General features: G+C 66.9%; 21 protein-coding genes and 1 pseudogene. 6 read left to right on the top strand and 16 right to left on the bottom strand.

The window, feature by feature from the left end; all coding sequences use genetic code 11:
* Positions 1-39: 39 nt before the first annotated feature.
* Positions 40-708 (bottom strand): hypothetical protein, encoded by a 669-nt coding sequence (locus EJG53_RS16740; RefSeq protein WP_125045523.1) that lies wholly within the window; start codon positions 706-708, stop codon positions 40-42.
* A gap of 592 nt (positions 709-1,300) precedes the next feature.
* Between EJG53_RS16740 and EJG53_RS16735 the strand changes: the two genes are divergently transcribed.
* Entirely contained in the window at positions 1,301-1,912 is a 612-nt protein-coding gene (locus EJG53_RS16735) for a peptidase inhibitor family I36 protein (protein WP_167515121.1), read from the top strand.
* A gap of 590 nt (positions 1,913-2,502) precedes the next feature.
* On the opposite strand, the gene EJG53_RS16730 is transcribed toward EJG53_RS16735, so the two are convergent.
* The 3 genes from EJG53_RS16730 to EJG53_RS16720 all read right to left on the bottom strand — a co-directional run bounded on the left by EJG53_RS16730 (position 2,503) and on the right by EJG53_RS16720 (position 6,741).
* A complete protein-coding gene (locus tag EJG53_RS16730) occupies positions 2,503-4,233 on the bottom strand; it encodes a hypothetical protein (RefSeq protein ID WP_125045521.1) in 1,731 nt (576 codons plus the stop codon).
* Between the two features lie 434 nt (positions 4,234-4,667).
* Positions 4,668-6,206: a terminase large subunit domain-containing protein gene (locus EJG53_RS16725; protein WP_125045520.1), complete on the bottom strand. Its 1,539-nt coding sequence runs from the start codon at positions 6,204-6,206 to the stop codon at positions 4,668-4,670.
* Positions 6,193-6,741, bottom strand: coding sequence for a hypothetical protein (locus tag EJG53_RS16720; protein WP_125045519.1), 549 nt, complete (start codon positions 6,739-6,741; stop codon positions 6,193-6,195). Before EJG53_RS16720 ends, EJG53_RS16725 begins: the two co-directional genes overlap by 14 nt.
* Before the next feature lie 269 nt (positions 6,742-7,010).
* Here EJG53_RS16720 and EJG53_RS16715 point away from each other — a divergent pair, with 269 nt between their 5' ends.
* Both EJG53_RS16715 and EJG53_RS16710 read left to right on the top strand, forming a co-directional pair.
* Entirely contained in the window at positions 7,011-7,622 is a 612-nt protein-coding gene (locus EJG53_RS16715) for a ScbR family autoregulator-binding transcription factor (protein ID WP_125045518.1), read from the top strand.
* A 627-nt stretch (positions 7,623-8,249) separates the two neighbouring features.
* Entirely contained in the window at positions 8,250-10,262 is a 2,013-nt protein-coding gene (locus EJG53_RS16710) for a hypothetical protein (protein ID WP_125045517.1), read from the top strand.
* Positions 10,263-10,988: 726 nt separating this feature from the next.
* Here EJG53_RS16710 and EJG53_RS16705 read toward each other — a convergent pair.
* The 7 genes from EJG53_RS16705 to EJG53_RS16675 all read right to left on the bottom strand — a co-directional run bounded on the left by EJG53_RS16705 (position 10,989) and on the right by EJG53_RS16675 (position 15,943).
* Positions 10,989-11,327 (bottom strand): YidB family protein, encoded by a 339-nt coding sequence (locus EJG53_RS16705; protein WP_125045516.1) that lies wholly within the window; start codon positions 11,325-11,327, stop codon positions 10,989-10,991.
* The gene (locus tag EJG53_RS16700) at positions 11,324-11,698 is read right to left on the bottom strand and encodes an RNA recognition motif domain-containing protein (RefSeq protein WP_125045515.1); all 375 of its coding nucleotides are present in this window, start codon (positions 11,696-11,698) and stop codon (positions 11,324-11,326) included. Before EJG53_RS16700 ends, EJG53_RS16705 begins: the two co-directional genes overlap by 4 nt.
* Positions 11,699-11,994: 296 nt before the next feature.
* Positions 11,995-12,549 carry a hypothetical protein gene (locus EJG53_RS16695; protein WP_125045514.1) on the bottom strand — a complete coding sequence of 185 codons (555 nt, stop codon included), beginning with the start codon at positions 12,547-12,549 and terminating at the stop codon, positions 11,995-11,997.
* A gap of 157 nt (positions 12,550-12,706) precedes the next feature.
* Positions 12,707-12,973, bottom strand: coding sequence for a nuclear transport factor 2 family protein (locus EJG53_RS16690; RefSeq protein ID WP_125045513.1), 267 nt, complete (start codon positions 12,971-12,973; stop codon positions 12,707-12,709).
* Between the two features lie 339 nt (positions 12,974-13,312).
* Positions 13,313-13,798: a hypothetical protein gene (locus tag EJG53_RS16685; RefSeq protein WP_125045512.1), complete on the bottom strand. Its 486-nt coding sequence runs from the start codon at positions 13,796-13,798 to the stop codon at positions 13,313-13,315.
* A 43-nt stretch (positions 13,799-13,841) separates the two neighbouring features.
* On the bottom strand, positions 13,842-15,284 hold the full coding sequence (locus tag EJG53_RS16680; protein WP_125045511.1) for a methyltransferase domain-containing protein: 1,443 nt from the start codon (positions 15,282-15,284) through the stop codon (positions 13,842-13,844).
* Complete coding sequence (locus EJG53_RS16675) at positions 15,281-15,943, bottom strand: ParB/RepB/Spo0J family partition protein (RefSeq protein ID WP_218041919.1); 663 nt, start codon at positions 15,941-15,943, stop codon at positions 15,281-15,283. Before EJG53_RS16675 ends, EJG53_RS16680 begins: the two co-directional genes overlap by 4 nt.
* 227 nt (positions 15,944-16,170) lie before the next feature.
* Here EJG53_RS16675 and EJG53_RS16670 point away from each other — a divergent pair, with 227 nt between their 5' ends.
* On the top strand, positions 16,171-16,899 hold the full coding sequence (locus EJG53_RS16670; RefSeq protein ID WP_125045509.1) for an HNH endonuclease: 729 nt from the start codon (positions 16,171-16,173) through the stop codon (positions 16,897-16,899).
* A 94-nt stretch (positions 16,900-16,993) separates the two neighbouring features.
* Positions 16,994-17,188 carry a hypothetical protein gene (locus tag EJG53_RS16665; RefSeq protein ID WP_125045508.1) on the top strand — a complete coding sequence of 65 codons (195 nt, stop codon included), beginning with the start codon at positions 16,994-16,996 and terminating at the stop codon, positions 17,186-17,188.
* 598 nt (positions 17,189-17,786) lie between these two features.
* On the opposite strand, the gene EJG53_RS16655 is transcribed toward EJG53_RS16665, so the two are convergent.
* From EJG53_RS16655 to EJG53_RS42500, 5 genes and pseudogenes are all read right to left on the bottom strand, one after another.
* A complete protein-coding gene (locus EJG53_RS16655) occupies positions 17,787-18,455 on the bottom strand; it encodes a DUF6461 domain-containing protein (protein ID WP_125045507.1) in 669 nt (222 codons plus the stop codon).
* Positions 18,456-18,531: 76 nt separating this feature from the next.
* Positions 18,532-19,440 (bottom strand): NucA/NucB deoxyribonuclease domain-containing protein, encoded by a 909-nt coding sequence (locus EJG53_RS16650; RefSeq protein ID WP_125045506.1) that lies wholly within the window; start codon positions 19,438-19,440, stop codon positions 18,532-18,534.
* Positions 19,441-19,901: 461 nt separating this feature from the next.
* The gene (locus EJG53_RS40630; protein ID WP_154806374.1) at positions 19,902-20,429 is read right to left on the bottom strand and encodes an LbetaH domain-containing protein; all 528 of its coding nucleotides are present in this window, start codon (positions 20,427-20,429) and stop codon (positions 19,902-19,904) included.
* Positions 20,430-20,570: 141 nt separating this feature from the next.
* On the bottom strand, positions 20,571-21,515 hold the full coding sequence (locus EJG53_RS16640) for an XRE family transcriptional regulator (RefSeq protein ID WP_244955637.1): 945 nt from the start codon (positions 21,513-21,515) through the stop codon (positions 20,571-20,573).
* A 249-nt stretch (positions 21,516-21,764) separates the two neighbouring features.
* Positions 21,765-21,962 (bottom strand): annotated as a pseudogene (locus EJG53_RS42500) (helix-turn-helix domain-containing protein); the annotation flags it as partial.
* Between the two features lie 197 nt (positions 21,963-22,159).
* Between EJG53_RS42500 and EJG53_RS16635 the strand changes: the two are divergent.
* Complete coding sequence (locus EJG53_RS16635; protein ID WP_167515120.1) at positions 22,160-22,894, top strand: LbetaH domain-containing protein; 735 nt, start codon at positions 22,160-22,162, stop codon at positions 22,892-22,894.
* Positions 22,895-22,896: the final 2 nt, after the last annotated feature.

Raw genomic sequence — 22,896 nt, 5'->3', positions numbered from 1 at the left:
AGAGGAAGGGGCGGGGCGTGGTCCCCGCAGTACAAGGAGTCAGGCCGGAGGCAGCAGGCCGCGGCGCCGCGCCATCTCGGCCCCGGCGGCTCCGGGCTTGCTGGCCGCGGCGCCGGGACGCGGCGGCGGTACCGAGGCCGGGGCACCGCCCGGGGCGGTCGGCGGCAGCGCGGTGCCGGTGGGCGGCACGGTGAACAACTCAGGCCGGCGCGTCTTGAGGTCCTGCACGGCCTGGCGGACGGTGGCGTCGTCCGCGTCGTCGTCCACGCGCAGCAGCACGGCGGCGTCCTCCAGGTCCTGGCCCACTGCACCGACACCGGCCAGGGCCGCCCGGCGGGCCGCGTCGCGCTCGCGGGCCAGGGCCGCGGCCTCGCGTGCGATCGCCGCCTTCTCCCGCGCAGCAAGCTCCTGCTCGCGGCGCTGTGTTTCGGTCAGCTGCTCCTGTTCGGCCTGCCGCTGACCAGTCACGTAGTCCGCGAGTTCGGTGGCGTTGGCGAAGCCGAGCTTGTCGGCCAGGGCCCGTACGGCGGCCCGCCCGCCTTGATCCTTTTCGCGTGCCAGGAGGGTGTTGAGCTGCTTCTGGCTGATGCTGACGGCGGCTTCGTCGTTGGACGCGTCGTCGGAGGAGGCACCCAGGATCGGGTAGATGGGCCGGCCGTCCTTGCGGTAGCCGAGCACGGTGCATGAAGCGGGCAGGCTGCGGGTCATCAAAGAGTGCTACTCCCATGACGGCCCCGCGCCGAGAATTGAGTCTACGGAACCCAACTCCGCTCCCCTAGAGCCGTCGCTCAACGCCGCTTGTTCAGCTCCGGCGCGATCCACGCAGCTTAGTGCGGAACTGTGAGCTGTTGGAAAGACGTCCGGACGGTGCTCGCAGCGTAGGCAGCGTTGCCGCGCGCTTGTCTGTTCTGGAGTCGCTGCCCGGCCAGTACGCCCTTGCCGGTGGAGCGTGAGGGCGTTGCCGAATGTTGAGATCGCCTGGCATTTCCTAGAGTGAAGCTTCGCCTGTCACGAGCTCCACTGGAAAGTGGAGACGTTCCGTCCGGTCCGTCGAAAAATGGAAACCGTTGCTCCATGTCACAGATTTAGCCGCACCGATTCCAGATGTGTAGATGAGTGTGGCGAACGGTGCGAAGTGCGGAACGTGTGCGAAGCTTGCTTTCGAGTTGCTTCATGTGAAGGGAAGGTTGTTTCGGTGTCCACTCGTCATTTATGCCGATCGGCAACCACTGCTCTTGCTGTGCTGGCGTTCTGTATGACTGTATTCCCCGTTCCTGCTGCTGCAACTAGAGGAGACTCGTTGCAGCAGCAGATTGATGAGGTCTTAGCGAAGACTGAAGGCGGAGTTCAGATCAGTAGGAATGAAATCGCTTGGGAAGAAGGGAGCGTGATCGAGGCTTTCCCGCTGCCGGGAGAGACGCACGCGCCTCCGAGTAGTCAGGCAGCTCAAGAGCTGCAAGCGAAAGCATCAGGTCTGCCCGTCGGTACTCGTGAATCTTCTGCAGCTATGCGCGCCTACGACGCCCCGCTGACAGCTGAAGAGGAGGAACCCATTCCCAGCGGCGAGGAGGAGCCGCCGGGTACAGGGGCAGTTGCAGCGGACAACTGCCCCACGGTGATATTCGGCAAGGACTGGTACTGCTTCTACCAATACAAGAACTTCGGAGGGCGGCGCCTGCAGTGGCGAGCGTCCTATGTGGGTCCGGCGGTCATGTTCTCCAAGTACGACTTCGTGAACCGGACTTCATCCTGGTCAAATAAAGGAGGTCTGAAGATTCACGTGTACGGTCGTACGAGGCCCGGTGACGATAGTAGCTGCTTCAAACACTACTGGACAGAAAATGAGCATGAGCGAAGCGGTGGGGCCTACCCCGATAACGCGGCCGATTGCTTCAGGACATCTCTCAGTTAGGGGCGGAATTGTGACGTCTGGCTACGCCTTCAGACGTAGCCAGACGAAGTTTGCCTAGCTTGGCAAGTTTTTGAGTTTTGCGTACGTGCGGGTGATCAAGTCGGAATGCTTTTGGCTTGATTCAATGGCTACGTAGAGCCTCCTTAGTTCTTCTCTGAGGGCTAGCGCGTCACCTTCTTGCGTGGAGTGTCCTTGAGGGGAAGCGCAAGCAGCCTGAACAGCTTCATGCTCGGAAGTGCCAAGTTCTGAAACGTCAAGCCGATGGCCTTCGGTTCCCTTGGAATGCATCTCCAATCGAACGGTGTCTAGTTGGGCCCCGTAACCGCCGTCTGGTTGTTCATGCCAGTCAAGGCCCCCACTTTCAGTTACTAGAACGAGATGGTTGACGAATTCTACGAGTTGCGTCATGCGCCCCCCTGTGGTGAAGGTACGAGAAGAGACTAAGGACCGCTCTCTGAAGAGGGAAGACAAGGGACTAAGCGGAGCAGCAGACTCGACTCGTACCAGTCAGTGCCTCGTGGGTCCTTTTGGCTGCAACCCGGCACCCTGCACCTTGCGGGCTCAAGGGGTGAGCCCCAGTCCAGTGAGGCTCACGAGGCTGGGGACCACTGCTTGTCGTGGCTTCGGCGCGAAGTGATGCGCTCGACCTCCTGGCGCGCGTCTTCAATGGGATACCCGACGTCTAGCAACATCCGGATGCCGGTCTCCAGGGACAGCACGCCGGCGCCCACACCCTTGACGACATCGTCCAAGACCGCGGTGCAGTCGGTGGGTGTATGGGGACCGAACACGAGCCGTGCCGGAAAGCACTCACCCTCGGGCCAGCCGTGGGCGCGCCCGGCCTGGTGGATGCGCTGCACCATCTTCAACAGCAAGCTGTACTTGTGGGCGCGGGCCAGCCGCATCGCATCCACGAGGGAGTCCAGCGGTCCCAGCGACAGCTGGAGGGCGTAGCCGCTGGGAACGTCGGACGGATCGACGGTGCCCAAACTAACGGCGGGGATGCGGGCGTTGACTGCGGCCCGGTCCCGGACTTCTTCGACGCGAGCCCGTAGCTCAGCGAGCTGGTTGGAGGTGTCCAGCACGTCCATACGCCCGCCATCAGCGAGCTGGAACACCGTCCCCGGTGCCACGGCCAGCGGCTTCGGGCGGCCGGTGAGCCGGTCCACTTCGGCGTGCGACCCGGCCAGGCCGATGATCGGAGCGCCGGTGGTCGCCGAGGCGCGGGCGGAATCGGTATCGGTCTCCGCTAGCTCATCGAGGACCTGCATCACCTTGGCCAGCGCGGACATCCCGAAGTGTTCCCCGTCGGCGACCGTGTTGGTGATGTGCACCAGCGGCAGGAAATCAATCCGCAGATCCAACCGGTCAAGGACCGCGCCATCGGAGCGGGTACGAAAGACGGCCTTGTCCAGCGGCAGATCATCGAGCTGCTGCCCGTACCGCAGGCTGTCGAGGTCCCACTCGGCATCGGTGAGGTAGCAGGTCTGCGCGGACGGTCGGTCCGGCGCCCACGGATAGGCGCGGTGGACCATGCCGGTGACCTCGTCGTAGAACTCGTCCGCGGCCAGCACCGGCCCGCTCGCACCGGCCGTCTCCGGTTCCGGCTGCCCGACCATGGCGGGGCTGACGTGGGCTGGTTCGACGGGGCCGAGCTCGTAGGTGATGCGCCGCACCTTCGCCTTGATGCCGCGGCGCGGATCCTCGGGAATCTCCCAGGCCAGGTGGACACGGGAGGGATAGTCGCCGGGGTCGGCGTCGTCTTCGAGCACCGGAAAGTACAGGCCCGGATCATAGGTTTTCAGCCGCACCCTGCCCTTGGCCGGATCCCACGCCAGCAGGTACACCCCATCGCCCAGCAGCACGGCCTTGCGCTCACACGCCTGCATCCTCAGAGCCAGCAGCTCGGATTCGGCCCACTGCCGCAGCCGTTCCTGCGCCCGCGCGGCGGCCACCGCCTCAGGGGTGGCCTGCTCGTCCTTGGCGTGCTCGGCGCCCGGCACCACGACCTGCTGCGTCTTACCCAGCAGGTGGGCCAGCGTGGTGTCCACCAGCGCCGCCGGGTCGCCGAACTCGCGCCGCTCCGACGCTTCCTCGTTGCCGGCGACGACAGCCAGCTCCCCGGCCTGGTTCGAGTCGTAGGCGGCCAACACCTTGTACGCGGCCAAGCGGCGCACCGCTTCGTCCGGCAGCCACGTGGACTGGACTTGCGGTGCCAGGGCCCGGTGCGGACGACCGTCGTACGAGGCGGCCATGACCGGCTTGTAGTTCAACCACGACCAGGCATCGATGAGGAAACGAGGCAGACCCACCAGCAACATCCACAGCGTCAGCCCCGCGCCACTGATCAGCGTAGGTCACCCGACGGAACCCACCCGGACCCGCAGAAACGAGCAGAAAGGGCTCCAGGACGGCCTGTACCGGCCCCTGAAGCTCGCAAATGATCTCCCGGCCCCCGTTCCGCCCGCGGGGCGCTCGTAGGCCCCGCACAGGCGTCCTGACGGCGACACTTCCCGAAGTCTCAAGGCTGGATTCCCCCGCATCGCTGCGGGGGTAGGGGGTGCTTCTGTAGTTATTGGTTATAGGTACTTACTAGAACCCCCGATCCACCTGGTTCCGGTGAACCGAACCCCGGTGAACCGAACCCCGGAAACCCGTTTTCGGTCGCGCCCAGGGAGCCTTCGCCGAGTCATGGAGTCGGTCCCGAAGGTGCTGATGCGACAAGTTCGTAGTCCGGTGAACCCGGCGACGGCGGTCAGCGGCGCCCGGACAGCCTCCCGTCCAGGTACGGCGTGCCGCCCGTGCCGCTGGGGTCTGTGCCTGCGAGCTGCGTCAGCCCGTGAACCGCGGCGTCCATCCGGTCCGGACTGTCCATCCCGGCGGCCCAGGTCACCATCTGCTGTTCGAGCTCGGGCCAGGCCCCGACGTGGTGGATGCGGCCCTGCTCGTAGAGCTGCGCGATCGGCTCGGCCCTGAGCCGTTTGCCGTGCTTGGCCGTCACCGACAGCACCGCCGGCATGGGCAGGCCCTCGGTGCGCTGCTCGCGCTGCAACTCCTGCCACGCCTGGCGCAGAATCTGGCGGGACATGTCGCCGCCGTAGTTCGACTCCACCGTGATGGCGTCCGCACGCAGTTCGATCGCCAGCAGGCACGCTTCCCGGCCCCACGCGTCGGCTCCGCGGTTGCCGGAGCGGTCGTCGAGGACGTACAGGTGCCCGGCCCGGTCGCGGGCGACTGCCACGATGCCGGTCTCGTCGCCGACCGCCGACTCCCCGCCCGCCGGGTCGACGGCGACGACGATGCGCGCCAGGTCGATGCCGCGAAAGCGAGCCGCGCTGATGCGGTGGTCAGTGATCCACGGCCACTGCCACACCCCACCCTCCTGCGGGCGCGGCTGCTGCATATACAGCGACCACCACACCCGCTCGCCCACGGAACGACGGATCTCGGCGAGTGCCGCCTCGTCGTACCGCTCGGGCCACAGCGCGGCCCCCACCGGCCGGCCGAGCGCGTCATCCTCGGACAGGGCGAGAGCGGGCAGGTTGATGACGGTCCAGCGGTCCGCCTCGTCGGCAAGGATCCGACCCGCCAGGTCATCCTCGTGCCAGCGCGTCTGGATGAGGATGACGGACCCGCCCGGCTCGATCCGGGTGAGCAGGACCGCCTGCCACCACTCCCACAGCCGGCGGCGCATCGTCGGCGAAGCGGCCTCGGCGGCGTCCTTGATCGGGTCGTCCAGGACTGCCAGATGCGCGCCCTTACCCGTCAGACCGCCACCGACACCGGCAGCGGCGAAGCCGCCCTCGGTCCCGGCGATGTCGAAACGGTTCGCCGCCGAGGACCCCGGCCGCAGCCCGATGCCGATCTGCGGGCCGTACGAGACGATCGCGTCCCTGATCCACCGGCCGTGATCATCAGCAAGGTCGGAGGAGTACGAGGCGATCATCACCCGGTGCTCCGGGCGCCGCCGCAGGTACCACAACGGCGCCCACCGCGCGGCCCGCCTCGACTTGCCGTGCCGCGGCGGCATGGTCAGCAGCAGCTTGGTCGGCCGCCCGGCCGCCACCCGCTCGAAGGCGGCATCGATCTGAGCCAGGTGCGGGGCCTGCATCTCCCGGCCCTCGGTGAGCACCGCGGCCATCGCACCGGGGGAGCGGTCCAGCGCCATCCCGCGCTCGATCCGCGCGAGCTGGGCCCTGAGCTGTGGAGTGGAGGAGGCGGCGATCTCGCGGCGGCGCTGCGCAGGCAGCGACCGGTACAACCGGAGAACCGCCGCCTCGTCAGCCCTCCGCATCCTCGCCCGAACCACCGGCCAGGCCGATCAGGCGCTCCAGCTCCTCCAGCCCCGCCGTCTCCACCTGCACCGCAGCACCATCCGGCCCCGACACCTCCGTACGGGACGGGCGGTCCAGGCCCAGCAGGCGACTGCTGCGCTCGATGATGCGCACCGCACGGTCCACCGCCTGCAGATCACCGCTGCGGATCGCCGACCGGTAGACCGGGAAGAACAGCCGCTCCAGCCGCTCGGCCATCACCTGACGCAGCTCGTCGGTGTTCGCGTCGAGCGCCGTGCTGCGCTCCCGCAAGGCTTTGGTGACGTCCTTGCAGGCCAGCTCGATCAGCCGCTTGTCGCTCGGCGGCTCCAGCCCGCGCTTGTACTTGTCGATGCCGTACCCCTGCGGGTAGGCGACGCGGTCGGAGTTGATCGCCGGGTCCGCGGCCAGCTTCCGGCCGATCGTCAGCCAGTCCACCCCGGCCAGCTTCAAATCGATGGCGTCGGCGCGGCGCTGGGTGATGGCGGCCCGCGTGGCGCGATTGGGGCGGCCCATGCACAACTCCCTGGGCCCCGCGCCGTCCCTCCATGATCTCTGACTGAAGCCACCAGCCGCTGACCTGCGGACTTCGAATGTTCAAACGCGACAGCGGCACTGACTGACCTCTTGATCGACTCGCGCCACAGGGCCAGAGGTGGCGACCGCGAGACGGAGACGCGAGACTGCACAGAATGATCGACTTTTCCGCTTGGGCCCTCAATGCGACAGAACGCTCGGTTTTTTCGTACTATCCGTAGGGTTGCCGAGGGAAATGGTGTAGTGCGGTGCAGGAACGGGCGGTCAAGACGCGGGAGGCGATCCTTCAAGCGGCTGCCGAGCTAATCGACGAGTACGGATTCAGTGAAGCGAGCGTCAACAAGATCATCAAGCGCGCCGGGGTCACCCCAGGGGCCCTGTATTTCCACTTCGAGTCCAAGGAAGCCCTTGCCCATGCAGTCATGATCGGTCAGGGCGACGGGCTGGAGGCGCCGCCCGGGGAAGACGGCCTCCAGCGGCTGATCGACCAGACGCTCTACCTCGCTGGCGAGCTTCAGACCAACCCGAAGCTGCGCGCCGGAGTGCGCCTTGCGATCGAGCAAGGAGACTTCGGCCTCCAGGATGCTTCCCCGTACAACTACTGGATTGATGAATTCGCCGAGCAGCTGCAAGTCGCGCAAGCCAAGGGCGAAGTGCTACCAGACGTGGACGTACGAGAGCTGGCCTGGACGCTGGTCGCCTCCTACTCCGGCACCCAACTCCTGTCCCACATCTCCACACGTCGCACTGACCTGTACCGCCGCGTCACCAACCTGTGGAAATACCTGCTGCCGGCGGTCGCTGCCCCGACTGTCAGGCCGCTGCTGTCCTTCAGCCGCCAATGGGACCGGGCCGCCTGAGCCTGCGATCCCGAGGCCGACTTGAGAGGCGTACGGCGACCACATGACCAGCAGTAGTGAGCAGATGATTCCAGCGGCGACTTCGAATGAACTCCGATGCCTGTCCGGCGAGTAGCTGAATCCGTGCAGCGGACGCAGTGATAGGCGTTAGTCATGCCAATTCCGGGTGTCCCAGCCTGAACAGGCACGGTGCCTGCGCTTCGTTGGGCGCAGCGCAGCGCACCGCTCGCCAACCAACCGCATTCGCCAGCCCCTCATCACGTAGATGACGCCCGCCGCTAGGCCTTAACATTTCCACAGGTTGGGGATAGCGCGATCCCCTGGAGGTGGAACTCGTCTGCCCGAAGACTCGTCGCTGAAGTCAGCGGCAGACACAGCCGTCGACGCCGAAGGGCGGCGCCAACCGGTGAAGCTCTCAGAGCACAGTTCACCGTGTGGGGCCGCCGTACGCCGGCCGGCTTGCCCGGCCTGCCCGGCGGTGTGTTCGCGCCAGAGGTGTGCGTTCATGTCAACTATCGGGTGGTTTACGGGCTTCTCCGCCCCTGGGGGCCGGCAGCCGGTCAGGCTGGGAGCTGTCTCGTTGGCGGGTGCGTCCGGTGTGCCGGGCGCCGGGAGGGTGGTTTGGCCATGGCGGATGCACAGTCGTCGCAGGCGGAGCGGATTGAGCGGTTGAAGGCGTTGCTGACCGGTCGTAGTGCGAGCAGCCGGACGGTGGCGGCGCTGGCGTCGGGCGGAGTGGGCAATCTTCTTTTCGGGGTGGCGCTGCATGGTGCGGGTGCCCAGGGCAGCCGGGCTCTGACGGGTCTGGAGCAGGTGCTGGTGGATGTGCTGGCCACGGTGGTGGAGGGACAGGAGCTTGAGGAGTGGGGGGCGGCGTACCGGCAGACGGTGCAGGGCGCGGCGCCCGGGACGCTGACCGTGCCGGCGGTCATCGCCGAGCGCCCCCTCTCGTCCGGGTTCGCGTTCGCGGATCTGGAGAAGGTGCTGCCGCAGCTGGCGCAGGAGGCGCTGGAGGCGCCGAACGTCTCGCTGCTGAGCGTCGAGGACATCGCCGCGGGCCGGATCGAGGAGGATGCGGCGTTCGTGGCGGCGATGGGTGAGCGGGGCTTCGCGGTCACCGGCGTGGCCCGCTACCCCGACGCGGGCAGCGGCGCCCGCGCCGCGGCGGCCGACGCCGGGCCGGCTGCTGAATCGTGGCGGGTGAGGATGCAGATGGAGAGCTTCTACGTCGCCCGCGCGGTCGGGGACCAGGGCGGCGGCAGGGACGAGATCTACTTCACCTCCGCCGCCAGCGTCGGCGGCGACAACGGCGGGCAGACCTTCGTCTCCGAGGAGTTCGGCGCGGTCAAGCAGGGCCAGACCCACACCTTTTCCGCCAGCAAGAAGGTGTTCCTGGACAAGCAGTCCAGCGGCGACTTCATGGTCGCAAGCCTGCAGGTGTGGGAGGCCGACCAGAGCAACTCCAAGTGGTACGACAACCTCCAGATGGCCCTGAACACCGCGGTCGGGACGATCGACTCGTCCCTGAACAACCCGGTCGCGGTCATCACCGACCCGATCCCCGCACCGGTGGCGATCGCCTTCGAGATCGCCAAGATCTTCATCAGCCTCATGGACGCGCTGCGCAACAACGACGATCTCTCCTGCAGCCGCACCTTCGTCCTGACCCGCGACGACATGGCCGTCCTGCACCACCAGCCGGAGCTGGAGTGGAACTTCAACGGCGACGGCCACCACAAGCTCCGCGTCAGCTACACCGGCGAACGCCCGGTCTACCCGACCGGCAGCATCACGGTCATCAGCCGCCCCCAGGGCCCGGACCCGTCCGATGCGGGCCCATGGAGCGCGCCGGTCCCGCTGGGCTGGAAGACGAAGGCCACCCCCGCCCTCGCCTCCTTCCGCGGTGAGCTGTACACCGTCTTCTCCCGGGCCAGCGACAACAGGATGATGTGGAGCCGCTACGACGGGACCGCGTGGAGCCGACCGGCCCTGATCGCCGCAGCCGCCAGCGACCAGCCCAGCGCGCTCGCGGTCCACAACGACCGGCTGCACTGGATGTACACCGGAGGGGACCGCCGCCTCTACCACGCCTGGTTCAACGGCCAAGCGTGGAGCACCATCCAGCAGGTCCCCGTCTGGGAGACCTCCCTCGGCCCGTCCCTGGCCGAAGTGGACGGCGTCCTGTGGTCCGCGCACACCGGCGGCAACAGCTTCTACGTCGCCACTTACCGCGGTAGCTGGAGCGCCACCGAGCGTTTCGCAGCCCTCTTCGCCCCCCACAGTGCCCCCGCTCTGACCTCCCGGGCCGGCGCGGTCACCATCGACTACCGCCTGGAGAGCGGCCAGATCATGTCCTGCGTCCGCAGGAACCCGGCCGGCAGCGGCTGGGCCGGTGGGTTCGTGCCCGAGGAGATCCGCACGAACCACGCCCCCACCGTGCACAGCGCGGGCGGCTACGCATGGATGGTCCACCGCGGCACTGACCGCCGCCCCTACCTGGTCTGGCGCGCCGACAACGGCACTGCGTCCTATACGCTGCCTGCGCAGCCCATCACGCACGGCTCGTGGACCTGCACCGCCCTGGCCGCGCCCTCCCTGACCACGCACGACGGCCGCATGTACGCGATCTACCACGCCTGACCACCACCGGCGGCTACAGGCCGGGGGGGCCGGACGAGGAACGGTTCCGAACACTCCCTGGCCGTTGGTGGCGCTCGCCGGCTGCGCAGATGTCCGGTCCTCTTCGCTGACCGGTCGCCCCGGGGGCGGGCCGGCGAGGCCAGCAGCGTCGTTCGCGGTGGTGCGGCGCTCCGCCGCACCACCGCGAACGACGGGGCCTCAGGTCCTGGTCAGCTCGTCGAAGGTGCAGGCCGGGAAGCTCTGCTGTGTCCCGAAGGGGTCGTTGGGGTCCTGATCCGGTTCTCGGTGCACGGCCACCAGCCGGGTGGCTATGTACGTGAGTAGCGGCTCTGGTCCGCTTCTTGTGGGCTCGGCCGAAACGGCGGCCGCCCCACCGAGACCGCCCTGGTACCTGCAGGTCAGGCTTCCGCCGGAGGCGTACCTGAGCGCGCCAGACCAGCTTCACAAAAAGTGGACCAGAGCCTGAGTAGCGATGTCGTTTCGACGCCGAACCGGAAGTCGCACGCCCACGCGAATAAGCGATGTATACGCGAGAACGGGAGTCACCTGCACCCGGTCGGTGGCTGTCCTGTGGCAGCGAAACTTGATCGCGTGCCATCGAAGTTTGATCGACGGTCCGGGCTGCGCGGCGCGGGGCTTCTTCGAGTCCTGGACGAGGCGTGGCTCTGGCCGGCTGGTTTCGCCGGGCCAGAGCACATTTTGCGGACCTGTCAGTGCATGCAGGGGTCAGGCGCCGCCGGTTGCACCAGCGAAAGCCCACAGGGCATCTGCGTCGTGCTCTTCTTCGGGCAGTTCACCGTGGGGGCTCAGACCGTCCACGAGGGCAGGAAGTTCCTCGGCCAGGTAGTCGGCGTACTCCTGAACAGAGAGGCCCGCCTCGGACGCGGCGTCAGCCAGCGCGTCTTCGGTCAGGGCGCCGAGCAGTTGCTTGCCGGTGATCGGCAGGTTGGTTACGTCGGGGCTCATCCAGGAGCCCACCTGGTCGGCATAGCCATTGTCGGCCAGGTGCACGAGCAGGATTTCCAAGTCGTCTGGAGCATCGGCTCCCGAGTCGTCGATGCTCACTGGCTCTTTCCCTTCTGGGAGGCGGCGCGGCCCAGTTCGCTCAGCCTGCTGCGGGCGTCTTGGGCTGTCCCGGTGCGTCCATGGCGGGAGGCAAGCGACCGGCCGACCTTCCCTGACATGGTGGCGTTCGAATGGGCGACGCTCACCGTGATCTTGCGCCCCTCGTGGAGGCTGCCGTGGAGTTCGGCGATGGCCTTCTCGGTCCCCTCGGCCGTGAACATCTCCACGAATCCAAACCCTCTGGTCTGGCCGCTGATGGGGTCCGTCATGACCTTGGCGAAACTCACTTCCCCACAGCGGGTGAAGAGCGTCCACAGACCAGCGTCGGTGACGCTGTAGGCAAGACTCCCGACGTACAACCGTTTACTCACGAAAGCTCCTGACCGATAGAGCAACATCGATGCGCGCCGACTCTGCCCGCCCGCGGAAGCACACAAACGGCACGGAAGGAACTGGCCGCATGCTGGCGCAAACCTGGTCAAACTTCTATGGAAGGCGATCAAGATTCGCTGTCGCAGGACATCCGGCGGCGTGCGGCGCTCCCGGCCCTTCCTTGATAGCTGCGGGCCCTGCCGTGTCCAGGTAGAGCGCCGCGGCGGACGACCTGGAGGAGCGGTGAACGACGGCCACACTCGGCTCCCAAGGAAGACCGCAGTGACTCCCGAGCTCATCGCCATTGATCAAGCGACGGGGGCCGGAAGCGACTCCCGAAGTCACGTCGAAACGACTTCGCTTCCGCGTGCACAGCCAGCCGGGCGCGGTCGTTGTCGGAATCCCGCATGCGGATGCTGCCGGTGGCGTGGTCGACGGAGATCCAGCAGTCGCCCTTTCCCTCGATGCTCATGCGCAGGCGGAAGGTCATGCCTCGGTCGTCCACCGCGGCCTGGTTGATGCCCCGCATCCTCCAGTCGCCCTGCGGTGCGAAGTAGTAGTCCCCGCCCCGGCGCATGTACGGCGTCCTCCAGTCGTCGTGGCCCAGGCGCCACTGGAGCCCGCCGCTGCGCTTGAGGGCGTCGGCGTCGAGTTGGGCCGCGGCCGTGTCGAACCGGAACTGCACCAGTCCGGAGGACTCCCCGGGCTGGGGCGAGAAGTCCTCGCCAGTGAGCCCCACCGGGTGCATCCTCCGGTCGTCGGCACCGTTCTCCCAGTACAGGACGAACGCCATGCGGCCTCGTAGCGGCAGCTTCTTGCCGCCGGGACCGGTGTAGTGGATGAACGCCATGCTGATGCCTCTTCCTCACAGGCCGCGGTCCCGGCCGTGACCGGCCGGACGGCGACAGTGCGATGGGGCGCCGCCATGAATCCCGAGCCGCGACACCAAGTCAACAGTTCATCCCATAGAGTGACTGGCGTTCGGTTGCGGGGGAAGAGGTTCTCTCTCAGGCTTGTCCCGTCTCGAAGTGGCTCACCTTGTCGCCGTCGACCATGAACTGCCAGCGGGTGCGCATCGTCCCCCAGGTGTTGTTGCGGTAGTCCGCCACCAGACAGAGGCCGTCGTCGGTCTCGGACTCGATGTCCATGTGGCCGTTTGAGGAGAAGACCTCCTTGTCGGCCCACTGCTGCAGGCACCGGTCCGAGCCGTCGTCGGACATCGTGGCGCCGGGGCTCAGCGCGGCGGCGAAGGCCTGCCAGCCGTTGGCGTTGATGGCGCTAACGAGGCTGCGTACCGCGGGGTGGGAGAGCTGGTCGGCCGGGAATGGCCATGGCTGCGCCTTCGGTGAGGGCCCGCGCGCTCGCGGACCGGGCCCTCAACAGCTACCACCCGTCCACCACCCCCAACCCCCGGGTCACGGCCTCAATCCCGCACGTCCGCTGCAGTGGGAGGTTGAAGCCCCCGGATCGCGGACTCCCCGGGCCTTGCTGACCAAGCCGACGAGTTGGCGGAACGCATACACCAATGCCTCAAGGGCCATGAGTAGAGGATCTGCCTATTGTCGAAAAGGGCCGGAGCCGCCTTCGGGCCCTTCGGAGGCGGCGCCTGCGTGTTAGCCCAGTGTCAACTGTTGTGGTCCGTCGGCCGCTTCACCCCGCGGAGAGGGCGGGGCATCGGGCACGTCGCGGTGTGTGCGGAGCCACCAGGCGAACTGCCAGTTCCGGCAGGTGCGGTACCGGTACGACAACCGCCGGGGCGCGTCCTGCGGAATGCTGTGCTCTCCCCACCCGGTGACCGGCACCGCATTGGTGAGCCGTACGCGCAGGCCGCCCACGAGGGCGTCACCCTCCCACGTCGCGCCCGGTGCATACTCAAAAGCCAAATGAGCGTTGCGGGCCCAGTCCCAGGGGATGGGCAGAGCACACAGATACCAGGCGGCAGGGGGAGTTTCTGCCGGCAGGTGCAAGGTCTGGGTGCGCCGATTCGGGTTGACATTGTACCGGTCGCACTCTGCGAACGTCTTCAAACAGTGTTGGGACAGGTCGAGTTGACGCACGCCGGCCAGCCACATGATGCGGTAGCTGGCGCGGCTCTCCATCTCTATGCGAACCCTTTTCGAGTCCGCCCGTGATTCCATTCCTCTACCCCTCCAAAATGGCATTCCTATTCTTGATCAATTCTATCAGAATTCCCACAATTCCCTCATGTTTATTGTGTCGGAATTCATTGGGGTAGGGCATGTTGAACTCGTTATCGAGGGCTTCCTTGTAGTCCTCGATCGGGAAGGGACGCGGCTTGCGGCACACCGCCTTGAGCGTGGCCCGTGTCGTGTCGCTCAGCTCCACTTCCTCGAAGTAGCGCGACAGCAGCCCCCGCAGCGACTCGGGCGTGTGATACCGGATCCGCTGCCACTTCCCCCGTGTGAAGCGCATGTCCACGTTGTGCGCATCAAGGAAGCTCAGCCGGGTCGAGTCGCGGCTGATGGAGTGCTCGGAATTCTCGTAGGCCAGCTCCCGGTCCAGATTGCGCGTGCCGATGCACACCTGCCCGTCCGCCGCACACAGCGCGTTGACCGCCAGCAACACCCAGTGCTGGTACTCCAGGGACGTCGTCGCGTTGATCACCGAGTCCAGCACCACGACCTCGAAGAGGCCGTTCGCACGCAGGTCGCGTTCCAGGCCGCGGATCTGCCCGACGATGCTGCGAATATCCAGCGCGTACTTGCCCTTCAGGGTGCGGTACGGCTCGTAGTCCTGCACCCGGTAACCACTCGTACGCAGGTGCCGGGCGTAGTCGCCATGGCCGGCACCGAAGTCCACCACCCGGTGCGAGGTCGTCAGCCACGGCAGCACCAGCCGCTCCCACACCTCCGACTTGTAGCGCACCTGGTCCTTCTTCGCCTTCGAGGAGTGCTCGCGAAGCCGGTTGGGCTGAACGATGTGCTGGTTCCACACCGGCGCCTGCTCCTCCAGGCCGGACCAGTCGTACACGCCGTACTCACCAGTGAGGTCTTCGACGAGCTGCCCAGCGTCGAACGAGGCCACCGTCCACGCCAGCACATCGAAGCGTTGCGTCTTGGCGACCGCCGCGTACTCCGCGTTCAGCACGACGCGGCCCTGGTCATCAATGACGACCGACCCCCACGGCCCGTGCGCCGCCGTCATGAACGCGATGGCCTGCTGGAACGGCAGGTTCTTCGACTCCTCCACCTCGATGGTCTGCCACGGAATCCAGCACCACTCCCCAATCGGCCCCGGCTCCGCGTAGACCACTGACGACTCGGTCTCGACCCGGTTGTGAAGGAGGTTGAACTTGATCTCGTCCTGCAACCTGACCTTCTGCGGCAGGATCATCGCCGGTGTCGTCGTCTGCCCGATCGCCTTGAGACCCTTGGTCCTCTGGTGGCCGGCGACCAACGTCCCGTCCGCATTCAAGATCACCGGCTTCACCACACCGTGGCGACGCAGCGAACCCTGCAGACGCACGAACGACTCCTCGGACAGGTGCCGCGGGTTGTAGTCGGCCGGGCGCAGCTTTTCCAGCGGATACGCCGGTTCGAAGCGCACGTCGAGACGGTTGCTCACGCCACGTCCCCCTCGCGGGCCTGGTGCTCCTCATTGAGCACGTGCCAGCCGAAGCCCATGTCCGAGTCGTGCGCATCGACGAACTGCCGGTACAGCGCGTCCAGCAACTCGACCTCGGCCTGCGTGATCCGCACCCGCGTCGAAGACCACTGAAGATAGCCCCACTGCAAGTAGTCCACCGTGGCCGCAGCCCCCGTCCCGGCCCCGTCGGTCGGCAGCTCGATCGGCGCCGGCAGGGCCGTGTCATCGAGGAGCTGGTCCAGCTGCGCCTGGTCGTACCCGGTGCCCTGGAGGTCGGGCAGGTCGGTGAGGATGTCGGCGAGCAGCGCCGTGTCGTACCCGGCCAGGTCGTTGGTGCGGTTGTCGACGATGACGATCTTCGCTGCCGCGTCGGCGTCCACGTCGAGCCAGGTGACCGCGATCTCCTTCCAGCCGAGCCGCTTGGCCGCCTTCAGTGTGTGGTTGCCCGCCAGAACCTCATTCGGCCGCCCGGTAAGCGAGCCCTTGTTGACGACGATCGGCCGGTACTGGCCGTTCGTCGACAGCGACTCGGCGATCGCATCGAGATCACCGGTGCGCGGGTTGCGGTGGTAGGCGGCGAGCTGATCGACAGGTACGGCCAGGTCCGCGAGCGAGGCCGGGATGCGAGAGGTGGACACGGAACTCCAGCCCCACGCCCGCATTCGAGCCTAGGCGACCAGAGCGTTCCCTCGCTCGGCGCCTCATCTGTAGCACCCCTCGTGCCGGGAGCGGGCGCTCGGTGCTGTGCCCTGCCGCTCGGCGCCGTGGGGCTGCCGTAAGCTTGCCGCGAGGCTGCCGCGGCAAGTAGTGTGCCTGCCGTGCACCGAAAGTGCGCCATGGAACAAGCTGGAACGGAGGAGCAAGGGTGGATGCCGCGCGAAAGCCGCCGGACTGGCGTGACACCAAGGCAGGCCTCAAGGTGCGCGCGGCGGCTTGGCTCGCGACGACCGTAGGCGAGGGGAACACGTTTTCGTGGAAGCAACTCCACGATGCGTTCCCTCAGGCAGCGACCATCGACCGCCGCTTGCGAGATCTCCGAACGGAACACGGCTGGGACATCAAGGTCTTCAGGGGCGCCCCCGAAGGGGCAGAGATGCAACTGGCGAAGATCGGCGACCCGGTGTGGGATCCAGCGCACACCCGGAGAAATCGTCGCTCCTCGGCGGCCGAGCGAATGGCCATTTTCGAACGCGATGGCTTTCGCTGCACCTCGTGCGGCATCTCAGCGGGGGAACCACACCTTGACTCGGGCGTCCCTGCGCAACTGGAGGTAAGTTACGTAGCTCCGATCTCGGAGGGCGGCAAGGCGAGCGAAGAAAACATGGTGACCTTGTGCAACAGGTGCCACGCCGGTACTCGCGCCCTCGGTAACAGTGCCGCCCAGCTGGAAACGGTTTCTCGCTACGTCTGCGACCTGCCTGCTCGCCAGCAGACCATCCTCCTGGCGTGGATGGCTAAGGGAGAGCGTTCGCCCTCGCCGGTTGAGCGGGCTTGGGCCATGTACCGGCACCTTAGCCCCGAGCAGCAGAAGACCGTGCGGCAGAAGCTCGCTGACGAGGTCGAGCGCACCGCTGACGTCGAAATCGAGCTTTAACCTCAAGCTCCGCCGACCCCGCGCACCTTCCACAGCAACACGGGGTCGGCGGCCGTCACACACCCGTCGCAATACGAGAGGAGGTGACACCTCCATGATGACCTATCCCTCGCAGGGGCTCCCCTTGCCGGCCCCCCGGCTGTTGCTGGCGCTACTGCTCCTCCTGATCGCGCTGTGCATCCTGATTCTTATGGGAAGCTACAGTCCCGAGCAGCTTGGCCAGTTCCTGGGCGCTCTCATCGCCGCGCTGCTCCCGAGCGCGGTAACGGCACGGATCCGGCTGTCGTAACTCCAGGTGGTGGCAGTGAACCACATCTCGGGGAACTGCCACCACCGTCACTTTTAGCGACGTCGACTCCCTTGGGGACTGATCGTTTTCGCAGGTACGGGGCTGGGGGAGCCGTTGCCGATGGAGACGCTTCGGCGCAGGGCGAGGCGGATGCCGATGCCAGCGGTATGAGGCGCGGTGATCACGCTGTCGGCATCGACGGCACGGCCGGCTGGCGATGCGGCAGTGGGAGCCGATGGCGGTGCCGGGGCCGAGGCTGATGTTGTTGCCGGTCTGGCAGTCGTCGCCGAGGATGCCGCCGAAGCGCGGAGCAGCGGTAGAGGCCGTCCGGTACCCGAAAGATGATCTCGCGGTCGGGGCGGCGCAGGTCGGCGTTGCACAGGCTGATGGCGGCGACGGTGAGGCCGGCGTACAGGTACGCGTCGGTGCCGACGAGGGTGCAGTTGAGGCTGGTCCAGGCGGCGGCGCACAGTGCGCTGCCGTGATGCGGTCGCGCACGCCGGCCAGGGCCCGGCGGTGCAGGCCGGGTCAGCTCTGATGAACGCTGTGGTTGGTGGCCTCCAGCTTTCCGTAGGGGCTGTGCGTGAGGTGCGTCAGGCTACTGATCAGTTGGAGGAAGCACGAGGCTGCCCAGGGGGCGGCCTAGCTGCTGACTGACTGCGGGGTGAGGTCGAGGTGTCGGGTCGGGGGCTCGGCTGCTGTCGTCGAGCCATAGGGTCAGCAGTGGTCCGTGGAGGGTCAGCGTGTCGAGTACCGTGCTGGAGTGGTCGGCTATCGCTTCGAGGACCGGAACTAGGCCGGGGTACTCCTCACCGGAGGCATCGAGTCGGCCTTGCACTCGGTCCCACCAGGGGTGCGGTGGGTTTGGCTTGGTGTTGGAGAATCCGGGCTCGAACCGTTCGGTGCATTGCGAGTCGCGCCAGTGGGCGAAACCATTCATGCCATCGCCACCCATAAGGACGCTGAGGGTTTCCGTACCGTGGGAAAGCGCAGACAGAGGGCCTGGCATCGCGCCCATGACCCCGTAATCCTCGAAGCAGAAGGACCACTCGCCCAGAGGCCCGGCCCGCAGCACTGAGCCATCCGGCGGGCTGTCCTTGCTGAGCACGGCGGCTTGCTGCCGGTCAAGGAGCTGGGCGGTCTGGTGGTCGGCCCCGTATCGGCTGAGGACATCGTGCGGACTGATGCCGCGGGTGAAGGTCAGGCACCACATCACGGCATTCGGATCTTGAGCCCACTCCCACGGGGTGGTCGTGAAGTTGTTCATGGCGTCTCCATCGGTCTTACGCTAGGGCCCCGAAGAGATGGTCCTCGGGGCCCTAGGAGTGCTGTCGCGTGATGCGTCAGGCGATGACGCTGACGTTGTACTTCTCGGTGTCGATGATGCGCTGCTGCTTCACGAAAGAACCGTACTTGCCGCCGGCGGACTTGTTGGCCCCCAGAGCGACGTGCCCGCGCACGCACGGTTCCTTGTAGGTGACCGGCTTGTCCTTGCGAGCCTCATAGATCTTCCACTGGCCGTTCTCGTACAGCGGGACGATGTCAGCACACAGGGCACCGTCGGTTCCGCCCTCGAAAGATCCGGCGAAGGGGAACTCGTCGCACGAGTCGTCAGGAACCGTGGTGGGAATAGGCACGAACGGGTCACTACTCTTTTCGCCGCACGTGCGTTTCCGATTGGCGTCGCCGAGGCCGTCCGCTCGGCTCAAGGGGGCCCAGTTGCGCAAGTTCTGCTGGGCGAAGCCATAAGTAGCGGCAGCTGCTCCGTGTGTCGGGTCGGAGAGGGAGTACTGCAAGGTGGCGCGGCGCTCAGGAATGACACAGCCGGACGTGGCGAACATGGCGTCGCAACGGATCTTTGCCTCGGGCAGGCTCTGCCAGTTCACGTTCGGCTGGGTAGGAATACTGCCCGTGGTGGTGACGTACATGTGGTACTTCGTCTGAACGTTGTCGACGCCGCCGGATGCGACCTTGTCTGTGTAGGCCACTGACCCGGACGCCTGCGCGCCCTTGCCCAGTGACTTACCTCCAGTCCAGGGACGGCTGTTTGTTGCGGAGCAGGACGAAGTGCAGCCCACGTCGAAAGCGATGTTGAGGTTCTTCACTTGACCGGTCACTGCGGTCACCTGGACAGTGATCAGTTCTTTCCAGCTGGTGCTGGCCGCGTCAAGAGCCATACTACTCTTGACGTTCATCACGCCGGTGCCCAGCACTTTACCCTTGTCGTCGCGGAGGGTATAGGTGGTCTCCATACCGTTGAGACACATGCCGCCAGTCCGAGTCCAGGTCCAGTAACCCGGCTTGGTGATGTCACACGCCTCATTCGCGGCCAACTGACCGGACGTCCGTGCTAAAGCGGAGCTTGGTCTCGTCAGAGGTTTGGTCGACACGCATGCCTTGGTCGCTCCACTGTGGGCGGCTTGTTCCGAGAGCGCGATGGGGGAGCATGACTCACTGCTCCCAATTTTCACTCCGCCCTGGCTGGGGTCTGCGGAGGGCAGACTGGCGGCTTCGACGGTGCCGAGCACCTGGTGATCGTTCGTGGGCTGCTGAGAGTGGTCCGAAGCGTGGACACTACCGGCCAAGGCCAGGGAGGCGACTGCTGCCAGCGATGTTGCTGCCGAAAGAATCCGCCTACGGTGGCGATTCATTGACTTCCTCGATCTGTCGGAACTTCCCAAACCCGCCCTGATGTGCGGGAGGTGTAGAGATCTTATGGAGGCAGCAGGGGCATGCGAGGAGCGACAACGACCGTGGCGCTAGTCGATCGGTACTTGGCGTGCATGGTGGTCTTGCGCACTCGCTGAAAGTTGTGTAGTTGGCGTTGGCTCCCGGTGGTGTTTCTCGGAGAAACGCGGCGAGGGCGCTGATGCCAGATGTGAGTGACTTCCGTAGGCGGCGCGGTGATGATGCGGTCGGCGAGGGTGACGCCGCTGGCGATGCCGGGGCCGAGGCTGATGGTGTCGCCGGTCTGGCTGCCATCGCCGATCACGCCGCCGAAGCGGGAGGTACCGCAGTGGGAGAGGCCGTCCGGCACCCGGAAGATAATTTCGCGGTCGGGGTGGCGCAGATCGTTGTTCCACAGGCTACTGGCGGCGACGGTGAGGCCGGCGGACAGGTGGGCGTCGGCGCCGACGAGGGTGCGGTTGGTGCCGATGCGGTGCCCGAGGACGGCCCGTTCGCCAAGGAAGCAGCGGGTGACCTCGCAGTTGAAGCCCGCTTGGGCGCCCGCGCACAGCACGCGTGCGCACCCCGTGCGGCCCCGGGGAGCCGATGCGCTGGCGCACCGTGTGGCGCATGGCCCGCCCGCCGCATGCTATGGGCTGGAAGCAGGCGCTGTGAGAGTCGCGAAGTGGCGGTGGTGTCCCAGCTTCTTGTCGGTTCAGGCTAGGACGCCTGAGCGTGCGGCGAGACCACGTAGTTCCGGCGTGGTGCGTCCGGAGACCAGCAGCCCGGAGATGAGCGACTTCACAGCGGGGCGCGCGTGGGTCTCTTCCGGCGCTTGCTGTTCGGCGGCCAGGAGTGCGCGTACGCATTCGTCGCGGCGGCCGCGGTGAGCGAGGGCGGTGGCAACGTCCGTGTGGTAGCGAGAGCGCCGCTCGTCGCTGGGCAGGGCCCTGGGCGAGAGGACGCGGGCCGCGGCGAGCGCGGCTGCTGGGTCGCCGGCGGAATTTTCTGCGGAGACCAGGTGAAGCTGGACGGTGACGGGGCTGAAGCCGCCGCCGTGGTCGCGAAGCAAAGTGGTTCCTCCGAGCCCGTCGGCGATGGACGCGGCTTCGGCGGTCAGGTCGCGCATGCCGTCGCGGTCGCCGTTGCGGGCGGCGGTGTAGGCCGCGGACTGGATGAGCAGGCCGCGCTGAGCAGCGCCCCGCCGTCCGGCGGCGCGGAGGGCGGGGTCGTCGGCGGCGGCCAGGGCGAGGGAGAGCGCCTGATCGTGCCAGTGGGCTTTACGTGCCAGGACAGCAAGATTTCGGGCGGCCTCTGCTACCGCGAGTGGGTCATTGGCGGTGGTGGCGAGTTGGCGGGCGCGGTCGGCGGCCATCCAGCCGAGCTGCTGTTCGTCGAGTTTGATGAACATGCGGGTGGCCAGGGTGTAGCAGTGGGCGAGCAGCAGGTGATGCTGGGGGCTGTCGCTGCTGGTGGTCAGCGCGTGCCCGGCTTGGATGAGCCGGGGCAGCCGGATGGCGAGGCTGGCGTACTGGCAGGTGTGGAAGTCGGTCAGGGCGCGGGACAGGTCCCGGTCCAGAGACTCGGGGCGCACGTCGGGGGGCCGCTGGCCCAGGCCGAGCATCGCATCCCGTAGACGGCTGACGAGGATGTCCCCCAAGACTGCATCGTTGGTGGGGGCCGTATCGCCGCTCAGGAGCGGGGCGCCAGCGGCTGCGGCGGCCGTGACCGCCAGGTTCGCCAGCAACTGCCGTCGCCGCACTGCTGCTTCACCATCCTCCTGCCGGGGGCTGCCCACTGTATGGGCGGGAAGGCGGGGGTACGCCGAGATCGGTGCGACTACCTGGCCGTGTCGTACCTCGGCCACAGGCGCGGGAGCGGCGAGACCGAAGGACTTCAAAGGGATGCCCAGGGTGTGGGCGAAGCACCGCAACACGGCCACATCTGTCATGGGGGAGATGCCGCGCTCATAGCGGGATACCTGAGCCGTGGAGTATCCGGTGAGCCGCCCGAGGCGCGCGAGGGTCCATCCCTTCTCCTTGCGCGTTCGCCGTACCAACTCCCCCGGTGAGAAGGCTGTAGAGGCAGGATCTGAGGTAGTGGCCATCACACACCCGTCCGCTGCGAGAGCCGAAGCCGCGCTGTCGCCGTAGAGATACCCAGCCGGTGCGGCAAGACCCTTTGCATCGCATGCAAAAGCGTTTGCATCCCCCGGCATCACCCCTGCCGACACCTTCCCCCGTGCGGTGACGTGGACGTGCGGCGGCCGGCACCCGGCAGGCCGCCCCTCGAACCCTGGAGGAATTGGTGCAGCCCCTCTCCGCCACAGCGCCCGCGAGGCCGGCCGCCGACGCCCGCCTCGCCCCGTCGTACTTCACAGACACCGACGCTCTGCCCCCGGGCCTTGCTGGTCTGCTGGCTCAGTGCCGCACCGTCTTCGACATCAAGGCCGCCCTGGCCGCTTTCCTCGACGCCCCCGACCCCGCACACCCCTTGGCCCGCGGAGGCGGGCACATCGAAGACGGCGCCTTGGTGCACGGGCCGGTCACCGTGCAGCCGGGTGCGCGCATCGAGGCAGGCGCCCAGGTCATCGGCCCCGTGGTGGTGGGGGCCGGGGCCATCGTCGCCGCCGGGGCTCTCGTCCGTGACCACAGCGTCATCGGCCCCGGCTGCCGGATCGGGTTCGGCGCGGAGATCACCCGCAGCCTGCTGATCGGGCACGTGTTCATGAAGCACCCCAGCTTCATCGGCGACTCGGTGGTCGGGCGGCGCGTCAACGTCGGATCGTTTTGCTCCACCACCGCACTGCGGTGCGACCGTGGACCGGTCGCCGAACCGGCCCTGGACGAAATCATCGTCACCCTCGACCGGCAGAGGATCGGCACCGGCCAGACGAAATTCGGCGCCGTCATCGGCGATGAGGTAGCCCTGCCCGCCGGAACCGTGCTGGCCCCGGGCACGCTCATCGGCCCCGGTACGGTCCTTTACCCGCGCGATCACATCGGCGGCTTCCTGCCCGCCGGCTCCCGGATCCGGTGAAC

The organism is Streptomyces chrestomyceticus JCM 4735 (assembly GCF_003865135.1).
GTDB lineage: Bacteria > Actinomycetota > Actinomycetes > Streptomycetales > Streptomycetaceae > Streptomyces > Streptomyces chrestomyceticus.
This window is presented reverse-complemented; position numbering and strand designations above follow the sequence as displayed.

What these genes read in the sequence shown, in the direction of transcription:
- EJG53_RS16730 (WP_125045521.1), bottom strand. Translation starts at nt 4,233, where the DNA reads ATGTTGCTGGTGGGTCTGCCTCGTTTCCTCATCGATGCCTGGTCGTGG.
- EJG53_RS16710 (WP_125045517.1), top strand. Translation starts at nt 8,250, where the DNA reads ATGGCGGATGCACAGTCGTCGCAGGCGGAGCGGATTGAGCGGTTGAAG.
- EJG53_RS16740 (WP_125045523.1), bottom strand. Translation starts at nt 708, where the DNA reads ATGACCCGCAGCCTGCCCGCTTCATGCACCGTGCTCGGCTACCGCAAG.
- EJG53_RS16695 (WP_125045514.1), bottom strand. Translation starts at nt 12,549, where the DNA reads ATGGCGTTCATCCACTACACCGGTCCCGGCGGCAAGAAGCTGCCGCTA.
- EJG53_RS16725 (WP_125045520.1), bottom strand. Translation starts at nt 6,206, where the DNA reads ATGCGGAGGGCTGACGAGGCGGCGGTTCTCCGGTTGTACCGGTCGCTG.
- EJG53_RS16655 (WP_125045507.1), bottom strand. Translation starts at nt 18,455, where the DNA reads ATGAACAACTTCACGACCACCCCGTGGGAGTGGGCTCAAGATCCGAAT.
- EJG53_RS16720 (WP_125045519.1), bottom strand. Translation starts at nt 6,741, where the DNA reads ATGGGCCGCCCCAATCGCGCCACGCGGGCCGCCATCACCCAGCGCCGC.
- EJG53_RS16665 (WP_125045508.1), top strand. Translation starts at nt 16,994, where the DNA reads ATGATGACCTATCCCTCGCAGGGGCTCCCCTTGCCGGCCCCCCGGCTG.
- EJG53_RS16650 (WP_125045506.1), bottom strand. Translation starts at nt 19,440, where the DNA reads ATGGAGACCACCTATACCCTCCGCGACGACAAGGGTAAAGTGCTGGGC.
- EJG53_RS16685 (WP_125045512.1), bottom strand. Translation starts at nt 13,798, where the DNA reads ATGGAGAGCCGCGCCAGCTACCGCATCATGTGGCTGGCCGGCGTGCGT.